We start from the raw sequence: 19,804 nt of genomic DNA on the forward strand, positions 1-19,804 counted from the left end.
TGACATACGTGAAGTTACCTATTTATCGAGAACAAACATTACAAATATTACATACAACACGCATTTTACGTATAATTTTTTACGTCAACCTGTCTATCCATTGCGGTATTGACCAGCAATGTTAGCGATTTTTAAAAAATCCTCGACTTACCGTCGATAAACCTTGCTAAATCTAAGGTATTTAAGCGATATCGTACTTAAGCGCTATCGCGATCGGCTCACTGAAATTAGGATGGCTCAGCATAGATATGCTAAAAAACTGGAAACTCCACTGCGAGCAGTATGTATGGCGCGAATGGCAACGTAGAGGTTTATTTTCTTGGGCGCTACGACCACTGTCTTACCTATTCGGTATCATCGCCGCGTTACGGCGAGCAAGTTTTACCTCCGGCTTACGCCGGGTTGAGCGTATGTCTGTGCCAGTCATCATTGTTGGCAATATCACCGTTGGCGGTACCGGCAAAACCCCTGTCGTGATTGCTCTGATCGACGGATTGTGCCGTGCAGGGTTTAATCCAGGCGTTATTTCACGGGGCTATGGTGCGCAGATTAAAGCACCACGTGCAGTCAGCGCGCAATCCGATGCGACTGAAGTCGGCGACGAGCCGCTTTTAATTGCCCAACGCACAGGTGCGCCAGTATGGGTCTGCCCTGATAGAGTCGCTGCCGCACGCGCATTATGCGCAGCACATCCAGAGATTGATTTGATCATCAGCGATGACGGCTTACAGCACTATCGACTCGCCCGTGCAGTCGAATTGGTGGTCTTCGATCAGCGGCTCGGCGGAAATGGTTTACTCTTACCTGCCGGCCCATTGCGCGAACCGATGTCCCGCCGGCGCGATGCAACCTTGATTAACGGCCCCTCTCCTCATGCGTTACCGAGTTGGCCAAACACTTTTACATTAAACTTGACCACAGGAGCCGCCTGGCATTTAGATAACCCATCTTTGCGCCGACCACTGAGTCAATTTGTTGACAAACGCATCTTGGCCGCAGCGGGTATTGGTGAGCCCGAACGTTTTTTTTCAACTTTGCGCACGCAGGGTCTCACCTTAACAGCGACACGGGCGCTGCCCGATCATTTTGCTTATAGCGCTAATCCGTTTATCCATACATCCGCTGAAATCATTCTAATTACCGAAAAGGATGCAGTAAAATGCCAAGGTTGGCGTGATGCGCGGCTGTGGGTTGTTCCAGTTGATGCTACGCTTGATTCACGCCTACTGACCCTTATTACAGAGAAAGTCCGTGGATCCTCGTTTACTTGAAATTCTGGTGTGCCCATTATGCAAAGGCGCACTCACTCATGATCGTGCAGCGCACGAATTGATTTGCCATGTTGATAAACTCGCTTACCCGATTCGCGACGGCATTCCCGTGATGATTGTTGAACAAGCTCGCCAAACCGTCGAAGGCAAGCTGCTTGAACCGGTAGCCGTCAGCAAACCTGAGTAATCAATATATTCTTCAAATGCGTGATCTCGCTGGCTCTAGCGCAGTTAATGCGCTCGCCCCTCAACCTTTTATCGCCGTCATCCCGGCTCGGCTAGCGTCCTCCCGCTTGCCTGGCAAAGCGCTGCTTGAGATTGGCGGGCAACCGATGGTCGTGCATGTTGCCAAGCGCGCGCGTGCAGCCGGCGCGCAACAGGTGATTATCGCCACCGATACGCAAGCCATTATCGAGGTTGCGCACCAATATGGCTTTCAAGCTGTACTCACGCGCCAAACTCACCTGTCTGGCACGGATCGATTAGCTGAAGTGGTTGAGCATTTTGGGTGGAGCGACGAGACAATTGTGGTCAATACGCAAGGTGACGAGCCTTTGTTAGAACCGGCACTGATACAAAGTGTCGTCGCCCATCTAGCCAGTCAAAAAGAGTGCGCCATCGCCACCGCGGCGCACCCGATCACGGATCCCTCAGAGATATTTGATCCTAATGTGGTTAAAACCGTGCTTGATATAGGTGGCCGCGCGCTTTATTTTTCACGCGCACCGATTCCATGGGCGCGCGATGCGTACCAGGCCCACTGGCCCAATCTGCAAGCGATGCCAAGCCCGCCCTGCGCCGTCTATCGGCACATCGGATTATATGCATACCGTGCCGCTTTTTTGCGCCGCCTCCCACATTTAGCCGCGGCGCCGCTTGAAAAAGCTGAGGCCCTTGAGCAATTACGCGCACTCTGGCATGGCGAGCGTATTGCGGTGCTGATCACAGACCAAGTACCCAGCGCGGGTGTTGATACGCCAGCGGACCTTGCTCGTGTGCGCAAGCTCTTTCAAGCTACGCAAAATGCGCGCCCTAATTCAAGTCAAAAAACTTAAGCCAAGCAACCATGGCATAATCCAGTTGTTTTTACATATTGCGTAGTGCAATAAACCACACTATTCGGAGAATCACATCATGCGTTTGATCCTGCTCGGCCCCCCTGGCGCAGGCAAGGGTACCCAGGCAAACTTTATCCGAGAAAAATTTGGCATCCCGCAAATTTCGACCGGTGATATGCTCCGCTCCGCTATCAATGCAGGAGCACCGCTTGGCCTCAAAGCTCGCGGATTTATGGATGCTGGAGAGTTGGTGCCAGATGAACTCATCATTAGTTTGGTCCAAGAGCGCTTACAGCAACCCGACTGTGCCAACGGCTATCTTTTTGATGGCTTCCCGCGCACCTTGCCCCAAGCTGAAGCAATGCGACACGCTGGCGTGGCGCTTGACTATGTGGTTGAGATCGATGTGCCATTTGATGAAGTTATTTTGCGCATCAGCGGGCGCCGCGTGCATCCCGCCTCGGGCCGCAGCTACCATATAAAATTTCAGCCGCCCAAGGTGGCAGACCAAGACGATGTTACAGGTGAGGCGCTTATTCAGCGCAAAGATGACGAGGAAGAGACGGTCCGCAAACGACTGTCTGTCTATCTCGAGCAAACCAAACCATTAGTCGATTACTACGCTAATTGGGCGAACCGCGTTGAAAACAACAATAGCCCGATTTCAGCGCCCCAATACCGGCGCATCAGCGGGCAAGGCAGCGTTGACGAAATTCGCCAGCGGATTTTTGATGCGCTGCAATAAAAACAAAATCAATCAATAACGTACAGATGCGGAATCCATCACCGCATCTGTCGTTTGAACCAAGTGTAGTTGAATCCCAACAGCCACAATATCGCAAAATAAACCGCTGCCACACTTATCAAACTGGCCGCCAGCAAAGCCATTCTTAAGAGCGGCGAGGCACCTAGCTCAATCCAGTCGAAACGCTGGCGGAACCACCACAGGACACCCGCCAAGACAGAACAAGCCAAAGCAAGTTGCGCAAAAAAGCGCCCCCAACCCGGCGATGGCGTATAAAAGCCCTTTTTACATAAGCCAACAAAAAGCAGTAACGCATTGATACACGCGCCAATTCCGATCGACAATGACAACCCCATATGGGCAAAAAACGGTACGAAGAAATAATTACACAATTGCGTCATGGCGAGCACAAACAAGGCGATTTTGACGGGCGTTTTGATATCTTGCTTGGCATAAAAGCCTGGCGCGAGAATTTTAACCAAAATTAACCCAACCAGCCCAATTCCATAGGCACTTAAAGCACGGCTCACCATCGCGACATCAACTGCGCTAAAACGGCCATAGTGATACAGCGTTGCAATCAGCGGCTCAGCATAAATGAACAGCGCAATTGCGCTTGGTGTCGCGAGCAAAAACGTCAACCTTAGGCCCCAATCAAGCAACGCTGAATATTCAACGGCATCCGCTTCAGCATGCGCCTGCGCCAAACTTGGCAGCAAAATGGTGCCCAGCGCCACGCCTAATAAAGCACTTGGGAACTCCATTAAGCGATCCGCGTACGATAACCACGAGACACTGCCTGACGCCAGCCTTGATGCAATATTGGTATTGATCAGCAGACTAAGCTGTGCAACCGATACCGCGAAAGTAGCCGGCAGCATCTTCGCCAGGATTCTCTTAACGCCAGGGTGCGCCAATGCCTGCAACGGATGAACGCTAATTTTTGGCAGCATGCCAAGTTTTGCCAGCGCCGGCAATTGCACGGCCAACTGCAAAACACCCCCAACAATCACCGCAAAAGCAAGCGCATAAATAGGCGTGTCCAGGTAAGGCGCAACCCATAGCGAGGCCACAATAAAACTCAGATTAAGCAAAACGGGAGCCACTGCCGGCAGTGAAAAATGCCGATATGTATTCAGTACGCCAGACGCCAGCGAAGCCAGCGAAACCAATGCAATGTAAGGAAACATGACGCGTGTCATAAACACGGCGGCAGAAAACGCGTGCGCATCTGCTTGCAGCCCGGTTGCAACCCCCCAAATAACCCACGCAGCCCCGCTCACCCCCAGTACCGATAGCAGCACAAGAATCCATAGTAATACCGTCGCGCTCGCGTCGACTAACGCTTTAGTCGCTGCCTGGCCTTGCTGGTTCTTGAATTCGGCCAAGATGGGCACAAAGGCCTGCGAAAAGGCCCCTTCGGCCCACAAGCGGCGAAGTAAATTCGGAATTCTGAAGGCGATATTAAACGCGTCGGTATATAGACTGGTTCCAAATGCGCGGGCGAACAGCATTTCACGAACTAAGCCAGTGATCCTCGAGAGCAAGGTAAATCCGCTCACCGTGAAAAGCGTTTTAAGTAGATTCATGCGCCAATATTATACGTAGCCTAGAAAGCCGATTTCGCTAAATTTGCTAATTTTATGCAGGCCTTGTTATAATCACCGGTTCTAGAAACTCCCGTCATTTTCCGATTCCGTTTGTTTGCGTCGGAAATCCTACGGTTGAACAGACACAAAAAGGAATTGTCATGGCTAACTCTGCACAAGCTCGCAAGCGCGCTCGCCAAGCCGCTAAAGCTAATTCTCATAATTCTGCTTTGCGCTCAAAACTGCGCACGGCAATTAAAGCTGTTCGCAAGGCTATTGCAGCCGGCGACGCAAGCAAAGCGAATGAGGTATTTAAGCAATCATCGAAAACGCTCGATATTATTGCCGACAAAAAGCTCGTGCATAAAAACAAAGCAGCTCGTCACAAAAGCCGTCTGGCTGCTGCAGTGAAGAGTTTGTCTGTGCCAGCAGCAGTTGCTGCTGCTGAATAACAAAAAGAGAAATAGCGGTCACTGTCAATAAGAAAGTACCGCAATCCCTTATTTGGTATTAGGTGAGAGTCGCAACCCTCGCCTTGTTTTGCATGGCTTTTGCACTCTAGCTAGGTATAGCAACCGGTCATTGAAAAAGGCAAAAGCCCGTAATCCAGCATATCCATACCCGGATCGGCTACGCCCGCCGCGGTTACCTACGGCAGGTCAAAGCAGCAACGTAGACTATTTCCACTTCAAGCAGCAAGCCTGGGGTTTATGTCGCGGTTTGATGGCAGTTTGAGTTTAGATGCCACGGATGCCATGCTGATGTTTACGAAACACACATCAAATTTCGGTGCGCCCGAGGATTTTTACTGAGTGCTTGACGAGAAAGAATGGCGGAACATCTTCAACCCCGACACAATACTGTCGATCGCCAGCACGCTAGAGCATTTTGTGGACCTTCCTGCACTAAACGCTAAGGTGATTAGCGCAGCGCAGAGTCATCCGAACATCTCTATACTAACAAACTATGGCTAGGCTTTAGACTATACGGCAGGGCCGGGCAGCGAACACGCTTGGGTCACAACCAGTTTGATTATCCTTCGCAAAATTCATCACGAAATCAAACGCCATCGGTTCAATTGTGCGTAGCTGTTCATCGACAACCACACATTTTAGATCGCCCACCATCACTGGCCGCACATAAAAAGAATATTTGAGCCGCGCGTCCGGGCCGCTGGCGCCAGGCCCAAATGACGACATCACACCGCATAATCGCTCCGGCCAATCACTTGGCCGAAATCTCTGTCCGTTTTCACTCACGCCCTGGATAAAATATTCACTTGGTAACGCTTTGATCATGGAAAAAACTGGCAAATTTCGGTGTAAAGCAGTTGCGATTATGGCGTAGAAGCAAGCTACATCACTTCAAGTCATAGCCTGTGGAGATACAGGAAAAATGACAAGATAAAAAAGTGCGCTCGCTAGTCGTCTGTGATAATCTTCAAGTCAAGAGTAGGCACATACACTCTTAGTATAAAAAGTAAAGAAAAATTGGGCAGAAAACTATTTCAAATATTATTTTTGGTATAAGGCCATGCATAAAGATAAAATTTTGATTACGGGATCCAAAGGGCTAATTGGCAATGCTCTTAAAAAGAGTTTAGAACAATTGGGCATGCAGGTAATTGGAATAGATATAAATTATCCAATTCATCATGAAGAGCATGGAGATATACGCGACCATCGTTCATTTAAAACATTAACTGCTGAATGCGTAGGCATTGTACATCTGGCGGCCGTTTCCAGAGTTATTGCTGGTGAAAAAACCCCCGAGCTTTGCTGGGAAATGAATGTAGATGGAACCCATAATATACTTAAATCAATAAATACTTTACCTAATAAACCCTGGATTATTTATGCCAGTAGCCGTGAAGTTTACGGTCAGCAAACTAAGTTGCCAGTTAGTGAGGATGCTGATTTATTACCGTTAAATATCTATGCGCGCTCTAAGGTTGCTGCTGAAAAATTAGTAGCGGAATATCGTGAAAATGGCTTACAGACTGCGACTGTTCGTTTCTCAGGTGTCTATGGATCAACCGATGATCATATTGACCGGGTTATTCCAGCTTTTTGTCGTGTAGCTGCATTCGGCGGCACCATGCAGATTGAAGGGAGAAGTCATACTTTTGATTTCACACATATTGACGATGTGGTTGATGGTTTGATAAAAGTCATTCACAAATTACAGGATGGGTGTATAGATTTACCCACTGTGCATTTTACAAGTGGCCAAGCTATAACTTTATGGGATTTGTCAGAACTAGCAAAAAGATTCAGTTTAATTCAGGTTAAATATATTGAGGTCCCACCCCGCACCTTTGATATATCTAGTTTTGTTGGCAATACTGAGCTTGCGAATTTAGTATTAAATTGGCGGGCAAAAGTTCCACTTCAAGATGGAATTGAAAAATTGATTTTCCAATACAGGCAAACGCCCAGTATCAAGGGCCAGCACAAGATTGCTCACGGATAACTTACAATAATAGTAGCAAACCCATTTAGGAGCCTGAGGATCATGGATAGCGATTATATAGTGATTGGAGGCGGCTTCGCTGGTCTGCATTGCGCCAAGAGCCTAGCCGATGTAGGTTTTCAGGTTACCCTCCTTGAAAGTGCCAACAAACTGATGGATGGCGCCACTCGCCACAACATGGCGAGGATTCACCTTGGCTGGCACTACCCAGGAAGCCTCGAAACAGCGCTGGACTGCATACCTGCGGCCTTCGACTTTCTTAAGGATTTTGGTGATGTCCTGCTCAAGCCCAAAGTGGCTTCTATTTCTCCATTCAAAAATGGCTTATGTGCTCTTGCCGTCAATTCGTTCACAAGTAAAACAGAGTGGCTAGCAATAGCAGATTCCCTACGCTCTTGTTATGCTCAGGAATTTACGAAACACACAGCAAATTTCGGTGCACCCGAGGATTTTTACCGAGTGCTTGACGAGAAAGAATGGCGGCACATCTTTAACCCCAGCACAATACTGTCGGTCGCTAGCACGCTAGAGCATTTTGTGGACCTTCCTGCGCTAAGCGCTAAGGTGATGAGCGCAGCGCAGAGTCATCCGAACATCTCCATACTAACAAACCATGAAGCGCTTGAAGGATACCCCATAACGGCAAACGGCAAAGAAGCCGTCAGATTGCGCGTGCGAGTGGGTGATGGTTCCATTCGGAACTTCAGCGCCAACTGCGTGCTCAATGCCAGTTGGGCCTCGCGCAGAAAACTCGACGCTAGCATGGCGCGCCATCTCAAAGTTGACGAGCCCTCTAGCGTCACATACCGGCTGCGGGTTATATCAAGGGTGCAACTTGCAGGCGATCTTATAACCTTGCCATCTTTGATTACTGTACACGGCCCACTCTTTTCTTTCACGAACTGTGGAGATGGAACCGCGCTGATGATGTATGAACCGGTGTCAAATGCCACCAGTGAAAACAGCATACCCAAAGAATGGCTACCGATGATTTCTGGCAAGCTGCCGAAATCAGAACAGGCAGATTTAGCTCAATTAATTAGCCACGGGGTAAGCCAGTTTATGCCAGCGCTAAAAGGTGTTAAACCTATAAGCATAGCCGCTGGCGTCGTTTACCACACCGGCAATGCGGATATGTATGACCTGAACTCAACAGTCCATCACCGCCTCGGAACTGGCATCAAAGCTATCGCAGATAATTGGATTTCATTGGACAGCGGAAAACTATCCTGGATTCCAAGATATGCAAGACAGGTCGTCGAACTGGGTCAACGCCAATCGTCAGCGAGTAGTACAGCTCATGCTAGCTGCTTTGATAAATAGCAACCGCTAGGCTAGGCTTTAGACTATACAGAAGAATCAGGCAGCGAACACGCTTGGGTCACAACCAGTTGATTATCCTTCGCAAAATTCATCACGAAATCAAACGCCATCGGTTCAATTGTGCGTAGCTGTTCATCGACAACCACGCATTTTAGATCGCCCACCATCACTGGCCGCACATAAAAAGAATATTTGAGCCGCGCGTTCGGGCCGCTGGCGCCAGGCCCAAATGACGACATCACACCGCATAATCGCTCCGGCCAATCACTTGGCCGAAATCTCTGCCCGTCTTCAGTCACGCCCTGGATAAAATATTCACTTGGTAACGCTTTGATCATGGAAAAAACTGGCAAATTTCGGTGTAAAGCAGTTGCGATTATAGCGTAGAAGCAAGCTACATCGATCATTGTCTTAAGCAACGAAGACTCGTCAAATGCTCGCAAATCCTTTATGCTTTAACATACTCATTCAAAAAAGCAGCTATGCCGAGCGCACGCTAGCAGCTAATAAGGTTGTTGTATTTGCTCTATGAACTCAAAAAAAATTCGCCATTACCTGCAATTTAAAGATTTTTCGCTTGATGAATACACATACGTGTTTGAACGCGCACGCTATTTGAAGCAAAAGTTCAAAAACTACGAAACCTATCATCCACTGCATGACTGCACGCTGGCGATGATTTTTGAAAAAAATTCGACCCGTACCCGGCTTTCGTTTGAAGCGGGTATCCATCAGTTAGGTGGCCATGCAGTCTTCATGAACACGAAAGACACGCAACTGGGCCGTGGCGAGCCGATTGAAGATGCCGCGCAGGTCATTTCGCGGATGGTCGATATCATCATGATCCGCACTTTTGGCCAAGATATCTTGCAGCGGTTTGCCGATCATTCGCGGGTACCTGTGATTAATGGACTAACCAATGAATATCACCCCTGCCAAGTTCTGGCTGATATTTTTACCTATTACGAACGGCGCGAATCGATCTCTGGTAAAACCGTGGCATGGATTGGCGATGCCAATAATATGGCCTACACATGGGCTGAAGCGGCTCAAATTCTCGGTTTTAAACTGCGTATTTCAGCCCCGCCTGGTTACCAGCTTGAACGCGCACGCCTGAGCGCAGAAAATTTGCCTTGGATCGAAGAATACGATGACCCGTTTGCCGCCTGCGAAGGGGCTGACCTGGTGACCACGGATGTTTGGACCAGTATGGGGTTTGAGGCAGAAAACGAAGCTCGTCGACAGGCATTTACACAGTGGTGCGTAAACACAGAGATGATGGCGCAAGCGCACCCAGAAGCACTCTTTATGCACTGCCTGCCTGCGCATCGCGGCGAAGAAGTCACGGCTGAAGTGATTGACGGGCCGCAAAGCGTGGTTTGGGAGGAAGCAGAAAACCGCCTGCATGTGCAAAAGGCTTTAATGGAATTCCTCTTACTGGGCCGTATCGGCCATTAAATATATTTAAGATAAATTATGAGCACTCCCCCGAAAGTTGTACTTGCCTATTCCGGCGGCCTTGACACTTCCGTTATCCTTAAATGGCTGCAGGACAACTATGATGCCGAAGTCATTACCTTCACCGCCGATATTGGTCAAGGTGAAGAACTTGAGCCCGCGCGTAAGAAAGCCATACAGCTTGGCATTAAACCCGAAAATATTTTTATCGACGATCTGCGCGAGGAATTTGTCCGCGACTTTGTGTTTCCGATGTTTCGTTGCAACACCGTGTATGAAGGCGAGTACCTGCTAGGTACTTCAATTGCACGCCCACTGATTGCCAAACGGCAAATTGAAATCGCTCGCCAAACGGGGGCGCAAGCAGTCTCTCATGGCGCTACTGGCAAAGGCAATGATCAGGTGCGCTTTGAGCTAGGCTATTATGCGCTTGAGCCCAATATTAAAGTCATCGCGCCTTGGCGCGAATGGGATCTGCTGTCGCGCGAAAAACTTCTCACCTATGCGCAGCAGGCGGGTATTCCAATTGAAATGAAGCACAAGCAAGGCGGCGCACCGTATTCAATGGACGCCAATTTGCTGCACATTTCTTATGAAGGCCGTCACCTTGAAGACCCCAAAGCACAGGCCGAAGCCGATATGTGGCGTTGGACGATAGCGCCTGAGCAGGCGCCTGAGCAACCCTGCTATCTGGAGCTTGAATATGAACAGGGCGACCCAATTGCATTGAATGGTCAACGCTTGACGCCGGCCCAAATGCTGGCCGAGCTGAACCGGATAGGCGGCGAGCATGGCGTTGGCCGTTTGGATCTAGTCGAGAATCGCTATGTTGGCATGAAATCACGCGGCTGCTATGAAACGCCGGGCGGCACCATTTTGTTAAAAGGACACCGCGGCATTGAATCCATCACGCTTGATCGCGAAGTCGCTCACCTCAAAGATGATCTGATGGCCCGTTATGCGGCCCTAATTTATAACGGTTATTGGTGGAGTCCTGAGCGCCAGGCATTGCAAGTGCTGATCAATCACACCCAGCAAAACGTGAATGGCTGGGTGCGCATTAAGCTCTATAAAGGAAGTGCCAGCGTGGTGGCGCGTGACTCCAAGCAGACGCTGTTCGATCAGACGATTGCCACCTTTGACGATGATGGCGGCGCTTATGATCAGGCCGATGCGGGCGGCTTTATTAAACTCAATGCACTACGCATGAGAATTGCCGAAAACGCACGGCGCCGGCGCTCGTAATAGACACTATATTACGGTGGGTTCCAATTCAAGGTGCACGCCAAACCGTGCATCTACATCACGCTGAATTGCGCCCGCCAGTTCAAGTATGTCTTGACCTTGTGCACCACCCTGATTGATCAGCACTAACGCATGCTGCGCATGAACGGCTGCCGGCCCAAGCCCACGCCCTTTCCAACCGCACTGTTCAATCAGCCAGCCGGCGGCCAGCTTGACGCGCCGGTCGGGCTGGCGATAGGCCACAATATCTGCTTCGCGCGCCAGTAATAAATCAAAATCCTCAGCGCTGACCGCTGGATTTTTAAAAAAGCTGCCTACATTGCCAATCTCAGCCGGGTTAGGGAGCTTAGCGCGGCGAATCGCCACCACTGCCTCAAAAATATCACGCGGCGTCGGTTGAGCGCCATTCATACCTGCGACTGAGAATTGTCGAGCAAGGTCAGCATAATCACAGCGCGGCCGCCATTTTTTCGGCAAACGGAACGTCACCGAGGCAATCACAAAACGTCCGCGTCCCTGTTGTTTGAAAAAACTATCGCGATAAGCAAACCCGCAATCAACCTTATCAAACACAACGCTTTTGCCCGTCGACAGTTCAATCGCACTCAAGGTAGCAAAATGCTCAGCTATTTCCAGACCATATGCGCCAATATTTTGCACTGGCGCGGCCCCCACTAGACCAGGAATCAGCGCAAGATTTTCTAGGCCAGGCCAACCTTGTTCGAGCGTCCAAGCCACAAATTCATGCCAACTCTCACCGGCGCCTGCTTCCACAAACCAAGCCTGCTCATCCTCGTGTACTAAGCGCCGACCCTTCATGCTGATTAACCACACAATCCCGTCAAAATCGCCTGTTAGCACGATATTGCTGCCGCCACCCAGCACCAAACGCGGCAAATCAGCGATGCGGGGATCAACCAACGCCGCTCTAAGCATGGCTTCATTTTCGATGCGTAGCGCATAGCGCGCGTGCGCCTTAAAGCCGAACGTGTTGTGCGCCTGCAAAGGGTAATCGGTCATCAATTCAGACATAATTATTCAATCTACAGAAAAGCGATTTGAGCAAAATAGCCAGCCTCGGTAAAATAGTGCGTTATTCTAGGTTAGATTTTTTCATCGTTATCGCGCGTTTTGCGAAGCAGTGATTATAAGAGCTTATCTATCTGCCGTGGCTAACGCCACAACCCCTGTGTATTTTTCCGGAGAAATTCATGCCAACATTCGATATCGTTAGCGAAGCTAACCTAACTGAAGTCAAAAATGCAGTTGATCAAACCAACAAAGAAACCTCCACCCGTTTCGATTTTAAAGGATCTGATGCGCGGATTGAGCAAAAAGAGGGTGAACTCACCGCTTATGCAGATGACGATTTTAAACTCGGCCAACTCAAAGACATCTTAATTTCCAAAATGGCAAAACGCCAAGTCGATGTGCGCTTTTTGGATTACGGCAAGATCGAGAAAATCGGTGGCGACAAAATCAAGCAGCTTATCACGGTAAAAAAAGGCGTGTCAGGTGAGCTGGCTAAAAAAATTGTCAAACTCGTGAAGGACAGTAAACTCAAAACACAAGCGAGCATTCAAGGCGACGCCGTACGCATCTCTGGCAATAAACGAGACGACTTACAGGCAGTCATGGCGATGTTGCGCGACGAAATCAAAGATACGCCCCTCGACTTTAATAATTTCCGGGATTAAGCCCGCCCTTTAGACGCTCTGCTTGATTAAGGCCGCTTTTCGTTAGAGTTATTTCTGATTGCAATCTGGCCTTCCTTACCGGCTAATAGATTTTTTATATTTGAGCGATGGCGGTAAATTAACAGCAGGCTCATTGCCAGCACGGCCACTGACCTGGTATCAAAGCCAAACATAAATACTTCATACAGCGGGGCAAAGACGGCAGCGACTAGCGCGGCGAGCGACGAATAGCGGAAGAAAAACGCCATTATCAACCAACTCGCAGCCGTTGCCAGGCCGAGAATAGGATGGATAGCAAATAACACGCCAGCCGCCGTTGCGACCCCTTTGCCCCCTTTAAAGCGGAAAAATATCGGTAACACATGACCCATAAATACGGCCATGACGGCTAATCCAATCGCCTCATTACCCACGCCGTATTGGCCGCCGAAATAATGGACAAACCTCGCCGTCAGCCAGACTGCCAACCAACCTTTAAATGCATCGCCAATTAAAGTGAGCACCGCGGCCAGTGTATTGCCACTGCGCAGTACATTGGTCGCCCCAGGGTTTTTCGAGCCATAACTGCGTGGATCTTGCAACTTCATGGCCGCACTCACGACCACGGCAAAAGAGATTGAACCGATCAAATAAGCCAAAACCGCGATAAGTAGATAAATCATAAATCTGCTTTTTAAAAAAAGGGGAAATCAACCGGAATTAACTTCGGATAGAATTGGACACTATTGTACCGAAGCCATCCGCACCGATTTGCTAAACTATTAGGAATGCCTCATTAGAGGTTGATCCAGCCAACTTATGCTCCAGTACTACACACCTCATGCAGCGCGCGCATAACCCTATCATAAATGCCTCGCCAAGCGACTTTGATGAGACTGAGTCAATCCAAGCTCTGCTCGCCAGTTTGCCTCAGCGGATTGATGAGCTGCCTGAGCGTATCGCGCAGCATCATCCGGCAGCGCCGGCACTCATCGAAAATACTCGCCGCCTGAGCTATGCGGACTTGCGTGACGCCATCAATGCAATGGCGCAGCAACTTCGCCTAGCGGGCGTGCAGGCAAACGATCGGGTCATGATTATCAATGAAAACTGTATCGCGTTGATTGTACTGATATTCGCGACCACCCGACTCAACGCCTGGCCACTGCTCGTTAATGCAAGGCTAACCAGCGCTGAGATTGAGCAGATCCGTGCTCACGCGAAGCCGTGTCTGACGGTATACACGACTGAGGCCTCTCCCTCGGCCCAACAGCATGCTAAACGCGACCACGCGTGGAACGCCTCCTGTGTAGCGTTTGACATTGGCGCACTGGCTTTTTCAAAGGCCGCTGCCAGCCCTCTTGGCCTGAACCCTTCGCTCACACCGCATGACCCGGCGCCTAGTGCAGGAAACCCCACTACAGATTGTTCGCAACAGTGCGCCGCACTCCTCTACACGACAGGTACAACAGGTACCCCGAAAGGGGTGATGCTGTCGCACCACAACTTACTTTTTATTGCGGCAGTCTCTAGTACGCTCCGTCACGTTACGGCTAATGACATCGTCTATGCCGTGCTACCTGTCTCGCATGTGTATGGACTTGCCTCTGTCTGTCTCGGCACATTATTCGCCGGCGCAGCATTGCGGCTCGCCCCCCGCTTCTCGCCTGAAGCCGTTTGCCATGCGCTAGCGCATGAGGGCATCACGATTTTGCAAGGGGTGCCAACCATGCACGCCAAACTCATCGAATATGCACAGGCGCATCCCGAGCACTGGCATACGCCACAGCTACGCTTTGTTTATTCAGGCGGCTCGCCACTTGATGCCACTCTTAAGAGGCGCGCTGAAGCGCTCTACGCTATGCCGCTACATAACGGCTATGGCATGACCGAAAGCAGTCCAACGATTGCACAAACCAGACTGAATGCCTCGCCGGCCGATACTTCAGTTGGCCCACCCATTCCAGGCCTGCAAGTGCGGATTGTCGCGGCCGACGGGGCCATCCTCGAACAGGGTAAAGTCGGTGAATTATGGGTACGAGGCCCCAATGTCATGCTTGGCTATTACCGTGATGCGATTGCAACCCAGGCCGCGGTGGTTGACGGTTGGCTCAAAACCGGCGATCTAGCCCGCCAGGATGCCAGCAACGCATTACATATCATCGGCCGCTGCAAAGAATTAATCATCCGTTCCGGCTTTAATATTTATCCGGCTGAGATTGAACAGGTTTTAAATAGTCACCCAGATGTCATGCATTCAGCAGTGATTGGGCGCCCGCTATCAGGCGATGAAGAAATCATCGCCTTTATTGAGCTTAAACCAGGTATCTGCGCAACGCCGCAAACCTTCGCCAGTTGGTGCGCTGCGCGCCTGGCGCCGTATAAGCAACCGGCTGAAATCCGCCTGCTTAAAGCATTACCCACGGCCGCCACAGGGAAGATCTTGAAGCGTACATTGCATCAGCTGTTTACTGACGATAGTTCGCCACCCCTTCGCTAATTTCACGGTGCGCTGCATCCAAGCCTTGCCAGCCTTCCACTTTGACCCATTTGCCTTTTTCCAGCGCTTTATAGTGCTCGAAAAAATGCTTAATTTGATCTTTTAAATAAGCCGGGACATCTTCAATGGTTTTAAGGTCTGCGGTCATTGGACAAACCTTATCGGCGGGGACCGCAATTAATTTTGCATCCACCCCCGACTCGTCCGTCATTCTTAACATGCCAAGCGCACGGGCGCGGACCAGCGAACCCGCCAATAAAGGAAAAGGCGTCAGCACCAGCACATCAACCGGGTCGCCATCACCTGAGAGCGTTTGCGGAATAAAGCCATAATTCGCTGGATAACGCATCCCCGTGCCGATAAAACGGTCAACCACCAGCAAGCCGAACTCTTTGTCGGCCTCATATTTCACCGGCTCGCTTTGCGCTGGAATTTCGATAATGACATTGAAATCAGTGGGTAAGTCTTTACCGGCGGGAATGTGATTGAAGCTCATGAATTTTCCTGTTTAATATTGAAGAAATTGCAGAAAGAACTGACAACTGCAATGCGTTTAACTATTGGCTCGCGAAAAACTGAATTATAGCCATTAACCCATCAGCCAGACATAGGTTAGCCGCGCGGATGATGCAATGCATGCAGCACGCTCAACCGTTCACGTGCAACATGCGTGTAAATCTGCGTCGTTGAAATATCGGCGTGACCCAGCAACAGTTGCACAACCCGCAAATCCGCACCATGATTGAGCAAATGAGTCGCAAAAGCGTGTCGCAATGTATGGGGAGACAATGGCGCATGAATCCCGGATAGATGCGTATAGTGTTTAATGATGTGCCAAAACTGCTGACGCGTCATACCCGCGCCGCGCACAGTAATAAACAGCGCATCAGCAGCAGGTCGGGCCTGCAATAGCACGGGCCGCGCCGCGCGCAGATAGTGCTCAATCCAGCCTTGCGCTTCTGCGCCAAACGGCACCAACCGCTCTTTCGAGCCTTTGCCTAAGACCCGCACAACCCCATCGTTCAGACTAACGTCTACCGTCTTGAGCCCAACCAGTTCAGAGACGCGCAAACCGCTTGCATACATCAACTCAAGCATGGTTCTATCGCGTAAACCCAACGGCGTGGTCAAATCCGGCGCCGCTAGCAGCGCTTCAACTTGAGCCTCAGATAAAGTCGAGGGAAAACGCATGGGCTGTTTGGCCATGCGGATTTTCAAGGTAGGATCAAGCATCAGCCGGCGCTCGCGCAAAGCCCAAGCACAATAGCGTCGAAAGACCGAGAGCCGCCGATTGGCAGAACTCGCTTTATCTGCCCTGCGCGCAGCGATATAAGCACTTAACTGGGCCTCGCTAGTTTGATCAAGCATGGTTGCCTCATGCTCAGCCAGCCACTCCGCAAACAGCCGTAGGTCACGCCGATACGCCTCCAGCGTATTCTTGGCCAGCCCATATTCAAGCCATAAAACATCGCAAAACGTATCGATTGCAGCCAAACTAGCGCTCAAAACCATTGAGTCGGCTGGCAGCGGTTTGATCTCTGAGTTCATCGCTATTTAATCGTCATCACGGGCGCTTCATCCTTGCCATAAATGGGCGGTTTGTCGCACATTTAGGTCACTAACTAAGTCATACACGGTCATAAAATAAAGCTATTTAGAATCGGCTCGGTTGAATCAATAATGAACACCTTCATGCGCCAGCAGCCAGCGTTTCACGGTACGGAAATAGCCATCGCCACCATGATGCGCAAAGCCACCGATGCCAGTTGAGCCAACCACCCGGTGGCAAGGAATCACTAATGGAAAATAATTGGAGCCACAAGCCTGCCCGACCGCGCGCGGCGCACTGCCAATGGCACGCGCGAGCTGCCCATAAGTCATCACGGTCCCCGGCGCAATTTCACTAATCGCTTGCCATACACGGCGCTGGAAAACGCTGCCCACTTCGGCAAGCGGCAGATCAAAGGCAGCACTAGGCTGTTTAAGATAGCGTTCGATTTGGCGTACTGCTCGCCGCGCAAGCGCATTATTGGGTGGTATTTCCTGGGCCGTGATGGGCAAATACACAATTTCAAATATTGCATTTGCCTCTGTGCGGATACCCACTTTGCCAAATGGCGTAGCAAACACGGCATTAAACGTAGAGATTGCATGCATCACTTTAACCGCTCCTTTTAGTGCACAAACTGTGTCACCCAACGCACCGATAAGACGTAAAGCGCACTTCTATATAAAGAAGCTTAGCAAAACTCATCGCACCGTGGCAGAGAATCTAACGCAAATCCACTGCTCCGGCATTTTTCCTAAGAAAGCGTGGTGCTCTCATATTGACACGAATGATTGCCCTAAGAAGAAAAGCTTAGAATTATTGTCGGTTTCCTCCCTACCTTGCACTCATTTACTCACCGTCTAAACTTTCTAAAAATCGCTTGCAATCCCTCCCCAATAATTTACAATTAACTCATATAGGAGAAATATGGTTGGTTGAGGCAATTTGCGCATAGCAGCCAAAAATGCCATATGTTGTATTTTGTCGAAGCGTTTCCTGATATCGAAATTGTCTCGACGTTGTCGAGACAATTGGCCTGGAGTCATTTTCTTGGAATTATCTATCACCGTTCAAAATCTCTAAAAAATCGCTTGTAATCCTTCTCAAATGGTTTATAATTATCTTACATAGGTTAACAAAGGTTAGTTTGCTACACCCTATTGGATAGAACAGAAAATGGCACAAGTCTTAAACGTTAAAGAACTGAGGGAGCTCGCAATGTTTGTCACCGCTTTCGATACGCTAAAATTGGTGAAACGCCTCATAGGCATCGGCGCTTCACCTGCTCAAGCAGAAGCTGGAGCTGAAATACTCGCCGAAATCTTCGATAATAATTTGCGAGAACTCGCAACTAAAGAAGATTTACAGCGTGAGATTAATGGGCTGCGTAAAGACGGAGATGTTAAGCATGATGTGCTACGTAAAGACATGGAATCCCTGCGTAAAGATATGGATACCAAGCATGAAACACTACGCAAAGACATGGATTTAATGGCCGAACGCTTTGACTCTACATTGGAAAAATTCGGGCTTAATTTAACCATCAAACACGGCCTTATAACTGCCGCTATAATCAGCGCAGCCTCGGCACTCAATAAGCTTTTTTAGCCTTTTTCACTGGCCTAACGCCCACTGCACATGCTCGCGCACCAAAACCGACGAATCCTGCACACGCTGTTGCAGCGCCTCGGTCAATTGTCTATGTTCCAAATGACGGCCTGCCGCCCAAGCCGCACGCCGGGCATTGCCCAAACCAACAGCCAGATTGCGTAGCCAGCGTTGATGCCCAATTCTGCGTATGGCACTGCCGGCAAGCCGCATCTCAAATTCAGACTCACTCCAGTTAAAAAGTTCAATTAATGACGCCTGGTCTAATTTATTGCGCACGTCAAAATCACCCACGCTGCTTGGGCTAGCAAATTTATTCCATGGGCAAACTAATTGGCAGTCATCGCAGCCATACACGCGATTACCCAATAAGGGCCGTAGAGGTTCTGGAATACTGCCTTTTAATTCAATCGTCAGATAAGAAATACAAAGACGCGCATCAAGCCGATAAGGCGCAACAATTGCGCCCGTTGGACAGACATCAATGCACCGCGTACAACGACCGCAATACGCACCATTCTCTGTCTGTTGATGGCCGCTTGAATCTGCTATGTTCGGCGGCTCTGGTGGCGGCAGGTCAACCGGCAAGGGCAAATCGATATAAATTTCCCCCAGAAAAAATAATGACCCTTCATCGCGCTGTAATAATAAAGTATGCTTACCACGCCAGCCGAGGCCCGCTTTTTGCGCCAGCGCGACTTCAAATACCGGGGCAGAATCTGTAAATACTCGGTAACCAAAGGGGCCAATTTCAGCCATAATCCGATCCGTTAGCTTTTGCAGCCGTTTTCGCATCACTTTATGATAATCTCGGCCACGTGCATAGATCGAAATAACCGCCTGCGTAGGATCGGCCAGCCGGGCATGTTCGATCGCGCGCCAGTCCGCTGGTACTGGACCCGGCCCTGCTGTAGCACTTGCCAGGCTTTTATCGGTCGGTTGTTGGTGGGCTAACTCCGGTTGATGATTGAGCGCAGCCTGCGCTGGCAAATAAGCCATGCGCACAGAAATCACTCGCACCGTACCTGCGACCAACTCAGCGGGTTGTATGCGCCGAGAGGGATGTTTCGCCATATAATCCATTTCGCCGTGAAAACCTGCTGTCAACCAGGCTAAAAAACCCGGCTCAGCTGCGGATAAATCGGTATCAGCAATACCCAATCCGTTAAAGCCCAGTTCACGCGCCCAGACTCTGATGCGTTGCGTAAGCTCAGTAAGCGCGCCGGTTTCAAGTTGGGGACTGATGGCGGCGACGACCTGATTGGTTTTGTCTGGTAAATTATTTAAATTTGCATTCATCTGAAAATTGT

General features: G+C 49.8%; 20 protein-coding genes and 1 pseudogene. 12 read left to right on the top strand and 9 right to left on the bottom strand.

The window, feature by feature from the left end:
- The first annotated feature begins 248 nt into the window (after positions 1 to 248).
- The 4 genes from lpxK to adk all read left to right on the top strand — a co-directional run bounded on the left by lpxK (position 249) and on the right by adk (position 3,074).
- Positions 249 to 1,271 (top strand): tetraacyldisaccharide 4'-kinase, encoded by a 1,023-nt coding sequence (gene lpxK, locus KMZ15_RS08275; protein ID WP_223692531.1) that lies wholly within the window; start codon positions 249 to 251, stop codon positions 1,269 to 1,271.
- A complete protein-coding gene (locus KMZ15_RS08280) occupies positions 1,252 to 1,458 on the top strand; it encodes a Trm112 family protein (RefSeq protein ID WP_223692534.1) in 207 nt (68 codons plus the stop codon). The genes lpxK and KMZ15_RS08280 overlap by 20 nt, the downstream gene beginning before the upstream one ends.
- A 16-nt stretch (positions 1,459 to 1,474) precedes the next feature.
- Positions 1,475 to 2,326, top strand: a complete 852-nt coding sequence (kdsB, locus tag KMZ15_RS08285; protein WP_223692536.1) for a 3-deoxy-manno-octulosonate cytidylyltransferase — start codon at positions 1,475 to 1,477, stop codon at positions 2,324 to 2,326.
- Positions 2,327 to 2,405: 79 nt separating this feature from the next.
- Positions 2,406 to 3,074, top strand: a complete 669-nt coding sequence (gene adk / locus KMZ15_RS08290; protein ID WP_223692539.1) for an adenylate kinase — start codon at positions 2,406 to 2,408, stop codon at positions 3,072 to 3,074.
- 38 nt (positions 3,075 to 3,112) lie between these two features.
- Here the strand turns inward: adk and murJ are convergent, their stop codons facing one another.
- Positions 3,113 to 4,663: a murein biosynthesis integral membrane protein MurJ gene (murJ, locus tag KMZ15_RS08295; protein ID WP_223692542.1), complete on the bottom strand. Its 1,551-nt coding sequence runs from the start codon at positions 4,661 to 4,663 to the stop codon at positions 3,113 to 3,115.
- A gap of 161 nt (positions 4,664 to 4,824) precedes the next feature.
- On the opposite strand from murJ, the gene rpsT reads away from it, so the two are divergent.
- Positions 4,825 to 5,115, top strand: a complete 291-nt coding sequence (rpsT, locus tag KMZ15_RS08300) for a 30S ribosomal protein S20 (protein ID WP_223692544.1) — start codon at positions 4,825 to 4,827, stop codon at positions 5,113 to 5,115.
- A 530-nt stretch (positions 5,116 to 5,645) separates the two neighbouring features.
- Here the strand turns inward: rpsT and KMZ15_RS08305 are convergent.
- Positions 5,646 to 5,961 (bottom strand): annotated as a pseudogene (locus KMZ15_RS08305) (DUF3579 domain-containing protein).
- Positions 5,962 to 6,196: 235 nt separating this feature from the next.
- Between KMZ15_RS08305 and KMZ15_RS08310 the strand changes: the two are divergent.
- Together KMZ15_RS08310 and KMZ15_RS08315 are read left to right on the top strand one after the other, a co-directional pair.
- Positions 6,197 to 7,135: an NAD(P)-dependent oxidoreductase gene (locus KMZ15_RS08310; RefSeq protein WP_223692547.1), complete on the top strand. Its 939-nt coding sequence runs from the start codon at positions 6,197 to 6,199 to the stop codon at positions 7,133 to 7,135.
- A gap of 42 nt (positions 7,136 to 7,177) precedes the next feature.
- On the top strand, positions 7,178 to 8,458 hold the full coding sequence (locus KMZ15_RS08315; RefSeq protein WP_223692549.1) for an FAD-dependent oxidoreductase: 1,281 nt from the start codon (positions 7,178 to 7,180) through the stop codon (positions 8,456 to 8,458).
- 23 nt (positions 8,459 to 8,481) lie between these two features.
- Here the strand turns inward: KMZ15_RS08315 and KMZ15_RS08320 are convergent, their stop codons facing one another.
- The gene (locus KMZ15_RS08320) at positions 8,482 to 8,796 is read right to left on the bottom strand and encodes a DUF3579 domain-containing protein (protein ID WP_223692552.1); all 315 of its coding nucleotides are present in this window, start codon (positions 8,794 to 8,796) and stop codon (positions 8,482 to 8,484) included.
- A 190-nt stretch (positions 8,797 to 8,986) separates the two neighbouring features.
- Here KMZ15_RS08320 and argF point away from each other — a divergent pair, with 190 nt between their 5' ends.
- Both argF and KMZ15_RS08330 read left to right on the top strand, forming a co-directional pair.
- A complete protein-coding gene (gene argF, locus KMZ15_RS08325; protein WP_223692555.1) occupies positions 8,987 to 9,916 on the top strand; it encodes an ornithine carbamoyltransferase in 930 nt (309 codons plus the stop codon).
- An 18-nt stretch (positions 9,917 to 9,934) separates the two neighbouring features.
- Entirely contained in the window at positions 9,935 to 11,161 is a 1,227-nt protein-coding gene (locus KMZ15_RS08330; RefSeq protein ID WP_223692558.1) for an argininosuccinate synthase, read from the top strand.
- Positions 11,162 to 11,167: 6 nt separating this feature from the next.
- Here KMZ15_RS08330 and murB read toward each other — a convergent pair whose 3' ends face one another.
- Positions 11,168 to 12,193 carry a UDP-N-acetylmuramate dehydrogenase gene (gene murB, locus KMZ15_RS08335; RefSeq protein WP_223692568.1) on the bottom strand — a complete coding sequence of 342 codons (1,026 nt, stop codon included), beginning with the start codon at positions 12,191 to 12,193 and terminating at the stop codon, positions 11,168 to 11,170.
- 179 nt (positions 12,194 to 12,372) lie between these two features.
- On the opposite strand from murB, the gene KMZ15_RS08340 reads away from it, so the two are divergent.
- Positions 12,373 to 12,858: a YajQ family cyclic di-GMP-binding protein gene (locus tag KMZ15_RS08340; protein WP_223692570.1), complete on the top strand. Its 486-nt coding sequence runs from the start codon at positions 12,373 to 12,375 to the stop codon at positions 12,856 to 12,858.
- 26 nt (positions 12,859 to 12,884) lie between these two features.
- Here the strand turns inward: KMZ15_RS08340 and plsY are convergent, their stop codons facing one another.
- Positions 12,885 to 13,520, bottom strand: coding sequence for a glycerol-3-phosphate 1-O-acyltransferase PlsY (gene plsY, locus KMZ15_RS08345; RefSeq protein ID WP_223692571.1), 636 nt, complete (start codon positions 13,518 to 13,520; stop codon positions 12,885 to 12,887).
- 158 nt (positions 13,521 to 13,678) lie between these two features.
- Between plsY and KMZ15_RS08350 the strand changes: the two genes are divergently transcribed.
- On the top strand, positions 13,679 to 15,337 hold the full coding sequence (locus KMZ15_RS08350) for a class I adenylate-forming enzyme family protein (RefSeq protein ID WP_223692572.1): 1,659 nt from the start codon (positions 13,679 to 13,681) through the stop codon (positions 15,335 to 15,337).
- On the opposite strand, the gene ppa is transcribed toward KMZ15_RS08350, so the two are convergent.
- From ppa to KMZ15_RS08365, 3 genes are all read right to left on the bottom strand, one after another.
- Entirely contained in the window at positions 15,306 to 15,833 is a 528-nt protein-coding gene (ppa, locus tag KMZ15_RS08355; RefSeq protein WP_223692573.1) for an inorganic diphosphatase, read from the bottom strand. The genes KMZ15_RS08350 and ppa overlap by 32 nt on opposite strands.
- 116 nt (positions 15,834 to 15,949) lie before the next feature.
- Entirely contained in the window at positions 15,950 to 16,885 is a 936-nt protein-coding gene (gene xerD / locus KMZ15_RS08360; RefSeq protein WP_223692574.1) for a site-specific tyrosine recombinase XerD, read from the bottom strand.
- A gap of 126 nt (positions 16,886 to 17,011) precedes the next feature.
- Positions 17,012 to 17,494 (bottom strand): methylated-DNA--[protein]-cysteine S-methyltransferase, encoded by a 483-nt coding sequence (locus tag KMZ15_RS08365; protein WP_223692575.1) that lies wholly within the window; start codon positions 17,492 to 17,494, stop codon positions 17,012 to 17,014.
- 610 nt (positions 17,495 to 18,104) lie between these two features.
- Between KMZ15_RS08365 and KMZ15_RS08370 the strand changes: the two genes are divergently transcribed.
- Positions 18,105 to 18,494, top strand: a complete 390-nt coding sequence (locus KMZ15_RS08370) for a CCDC90 family protein (protein WP_223692576.1) — start codon at positions 18,105 to 18,107, stop codon at positions 18,492 to 18,494.
- Between the two features lie 6 nt (positions 18,495 to 18,500).
- On the opposite strand, the gene queG is transcribed toward KMZ15_RS08370, so the two are convergent.
- Positions 18,501 to 19,793 (bottom strand): tRNA epoxyqueuosine(34) reductase QueG, encoded by a 1,293-nt coding sequence (gene queG / locus KMZ15_RS08375; protein WP_223692577.1) that lies wholly within the window; start codon positions 19,791 to 19,793, stop codon positions 18,501 to 18,503.
- Positions 19,794 to 19,804 lie beyond the last annotated feature (11 nt).

Source organism: Mycoavidus sp. HKI, assembly GCF_020023735.2.
In the GTDB taxonomy this organism is placed as follows: Bacteria; Pseudomonadota; Gammaproteobacteria; order Burkholderiales; family Burkholderiaceae; genus Mycoavidus.

Excerpts from the sequence above, each read along its gene's own strand:
- lpxK (WP_223692531.1), top strand. The coding sequence starts at position 249 with ATGCTAAAAAACTGGAAACTCCACTGCGAGCAGTATGTATGGCGCGAA.
- kdsB (WP_223692536.1), top strand. The coding sequence starts at position 1,475 with ATGCGTGATCTCGCTGGCTCTAGCGCAGTTAATGCGCTCGCCCCTCAA.
- adk (WP_223692539.1), top strand. The coding sequence starts at position 2,406 with ATGCGTTTGATCCTGCTCGGCCCCCCTGGCGCAGGCAAGGGTACCCAG.
- murJ (WP_223692542.1), bottom strand. The coding sequence starts at position 4,663 with ATGAATCTACTTAAAACGCTTTTCACGGTGAGCGGATTTACCTTGCTC.
- rpsT (WP_223692544.1), top strand. The coding sequence starts at position 4,825 with ATGGCTAACTCTGCACAAGCTCGCAAGCGCGCTCGCCAAGCCGCTAAA.
- KMZ15_RS08310 (WP_223692547.1), top strand. The coding sequence starts at position 6,197 with ATGCATAAAGATAAAATTTTGATTACGGGATCCAAAGGGCTAATTGGC.
- KMZ15_RS08315 (WP_223692549.1), top strand. The coding sequence starts at position 7,178 with ATGGATAGCGATTATATAGTGATTGGAGGCGGCTTCGCTGGTCTGCAT.
- KMZ15_RS08320 (WP_223692552.1), bottom strand. The coding sequence starts at position 8,796 with ATGATCAAAGCGTTACCAAGTGAATATTTTATCCAGGGCGTGACTGAA.
- argF (WP_223692555.1), top strand. The coding sequence starts at position 8,987 with ATGAACTCAAAAAAAATTCGCCATTACCTGCAATTTAAAGATTTTTCG.
- KMZ15_RS08330 (WP_223692558.1), top strand. The coding sequence starts at position 9,935 with ATGAGCACTCCCCCGAAAGTTGTACTTGCCTATTCCGGCGGCCTTGAC.
- murB (WP_223692568.1), bottom strand. The coding sequence starts at position 12,193 with ATGTCTGAATTGATGACCGATTACCCTTTGCAGGCGCACAACACGTTC.
- KMZ15_RS08340 (WP_223692570.1), top strand. The coding sequence starts at position 12,373 with ATGCCAACATTCGATATCGTTAGCGAAGCTAACCTAACTGAAGTCAAA.
- plsY (WP_223692571.1), bottom strand. The coding sequence starts at position 13,520 with ATGATTTATCTACTTATCGCGGTTTTGGCTTATTTGATCGGTTCAATC.
- KMZ15_RS08350 (WP_223692572.1), top strand. The coding sequence starts at position 13,679 with ATGCAGCGCGCGCATAACCCTATCATAAATGCCTCGCCAAGCGACTTT.
- ppa (WP_223692573.1), bottom strand. The coding sequence starts at position 15,833 with ATGAGCTTCAATCACATTCCCGCCGGTAAAGACTTACCCACTGATTTC.
- xerD (WP_223692574.1), bottom strand. The coding sequence starts at position 16,885 with ATGAACTCAGAGATCAAACCGCTGCCAGCCGACTCAATGGTTTTGAGC.
- KMZ15_RS08365 (WP_223692575.1), bottom strand. The coding sequence starts at position 17,494 with ATGCATGCAATCTCTACGTTTAATGCCGTGTTTGCTACGCCATTTGGC.
- KMZ15_RS08370 (WP_223692576.1), top strand. The coding sequence starts at position 18,105 with ATGTTTGTCACCGCTTTCGATACGCTAAAATTGGTGAAACGCCTCATA.
- queG (WP_223692577.1), bottom strand. The coding sequence starts at position 19,793 with ATGAATGCAAATTTAAATAATTTACCAGACAAAACCAATCAGGTCGTC.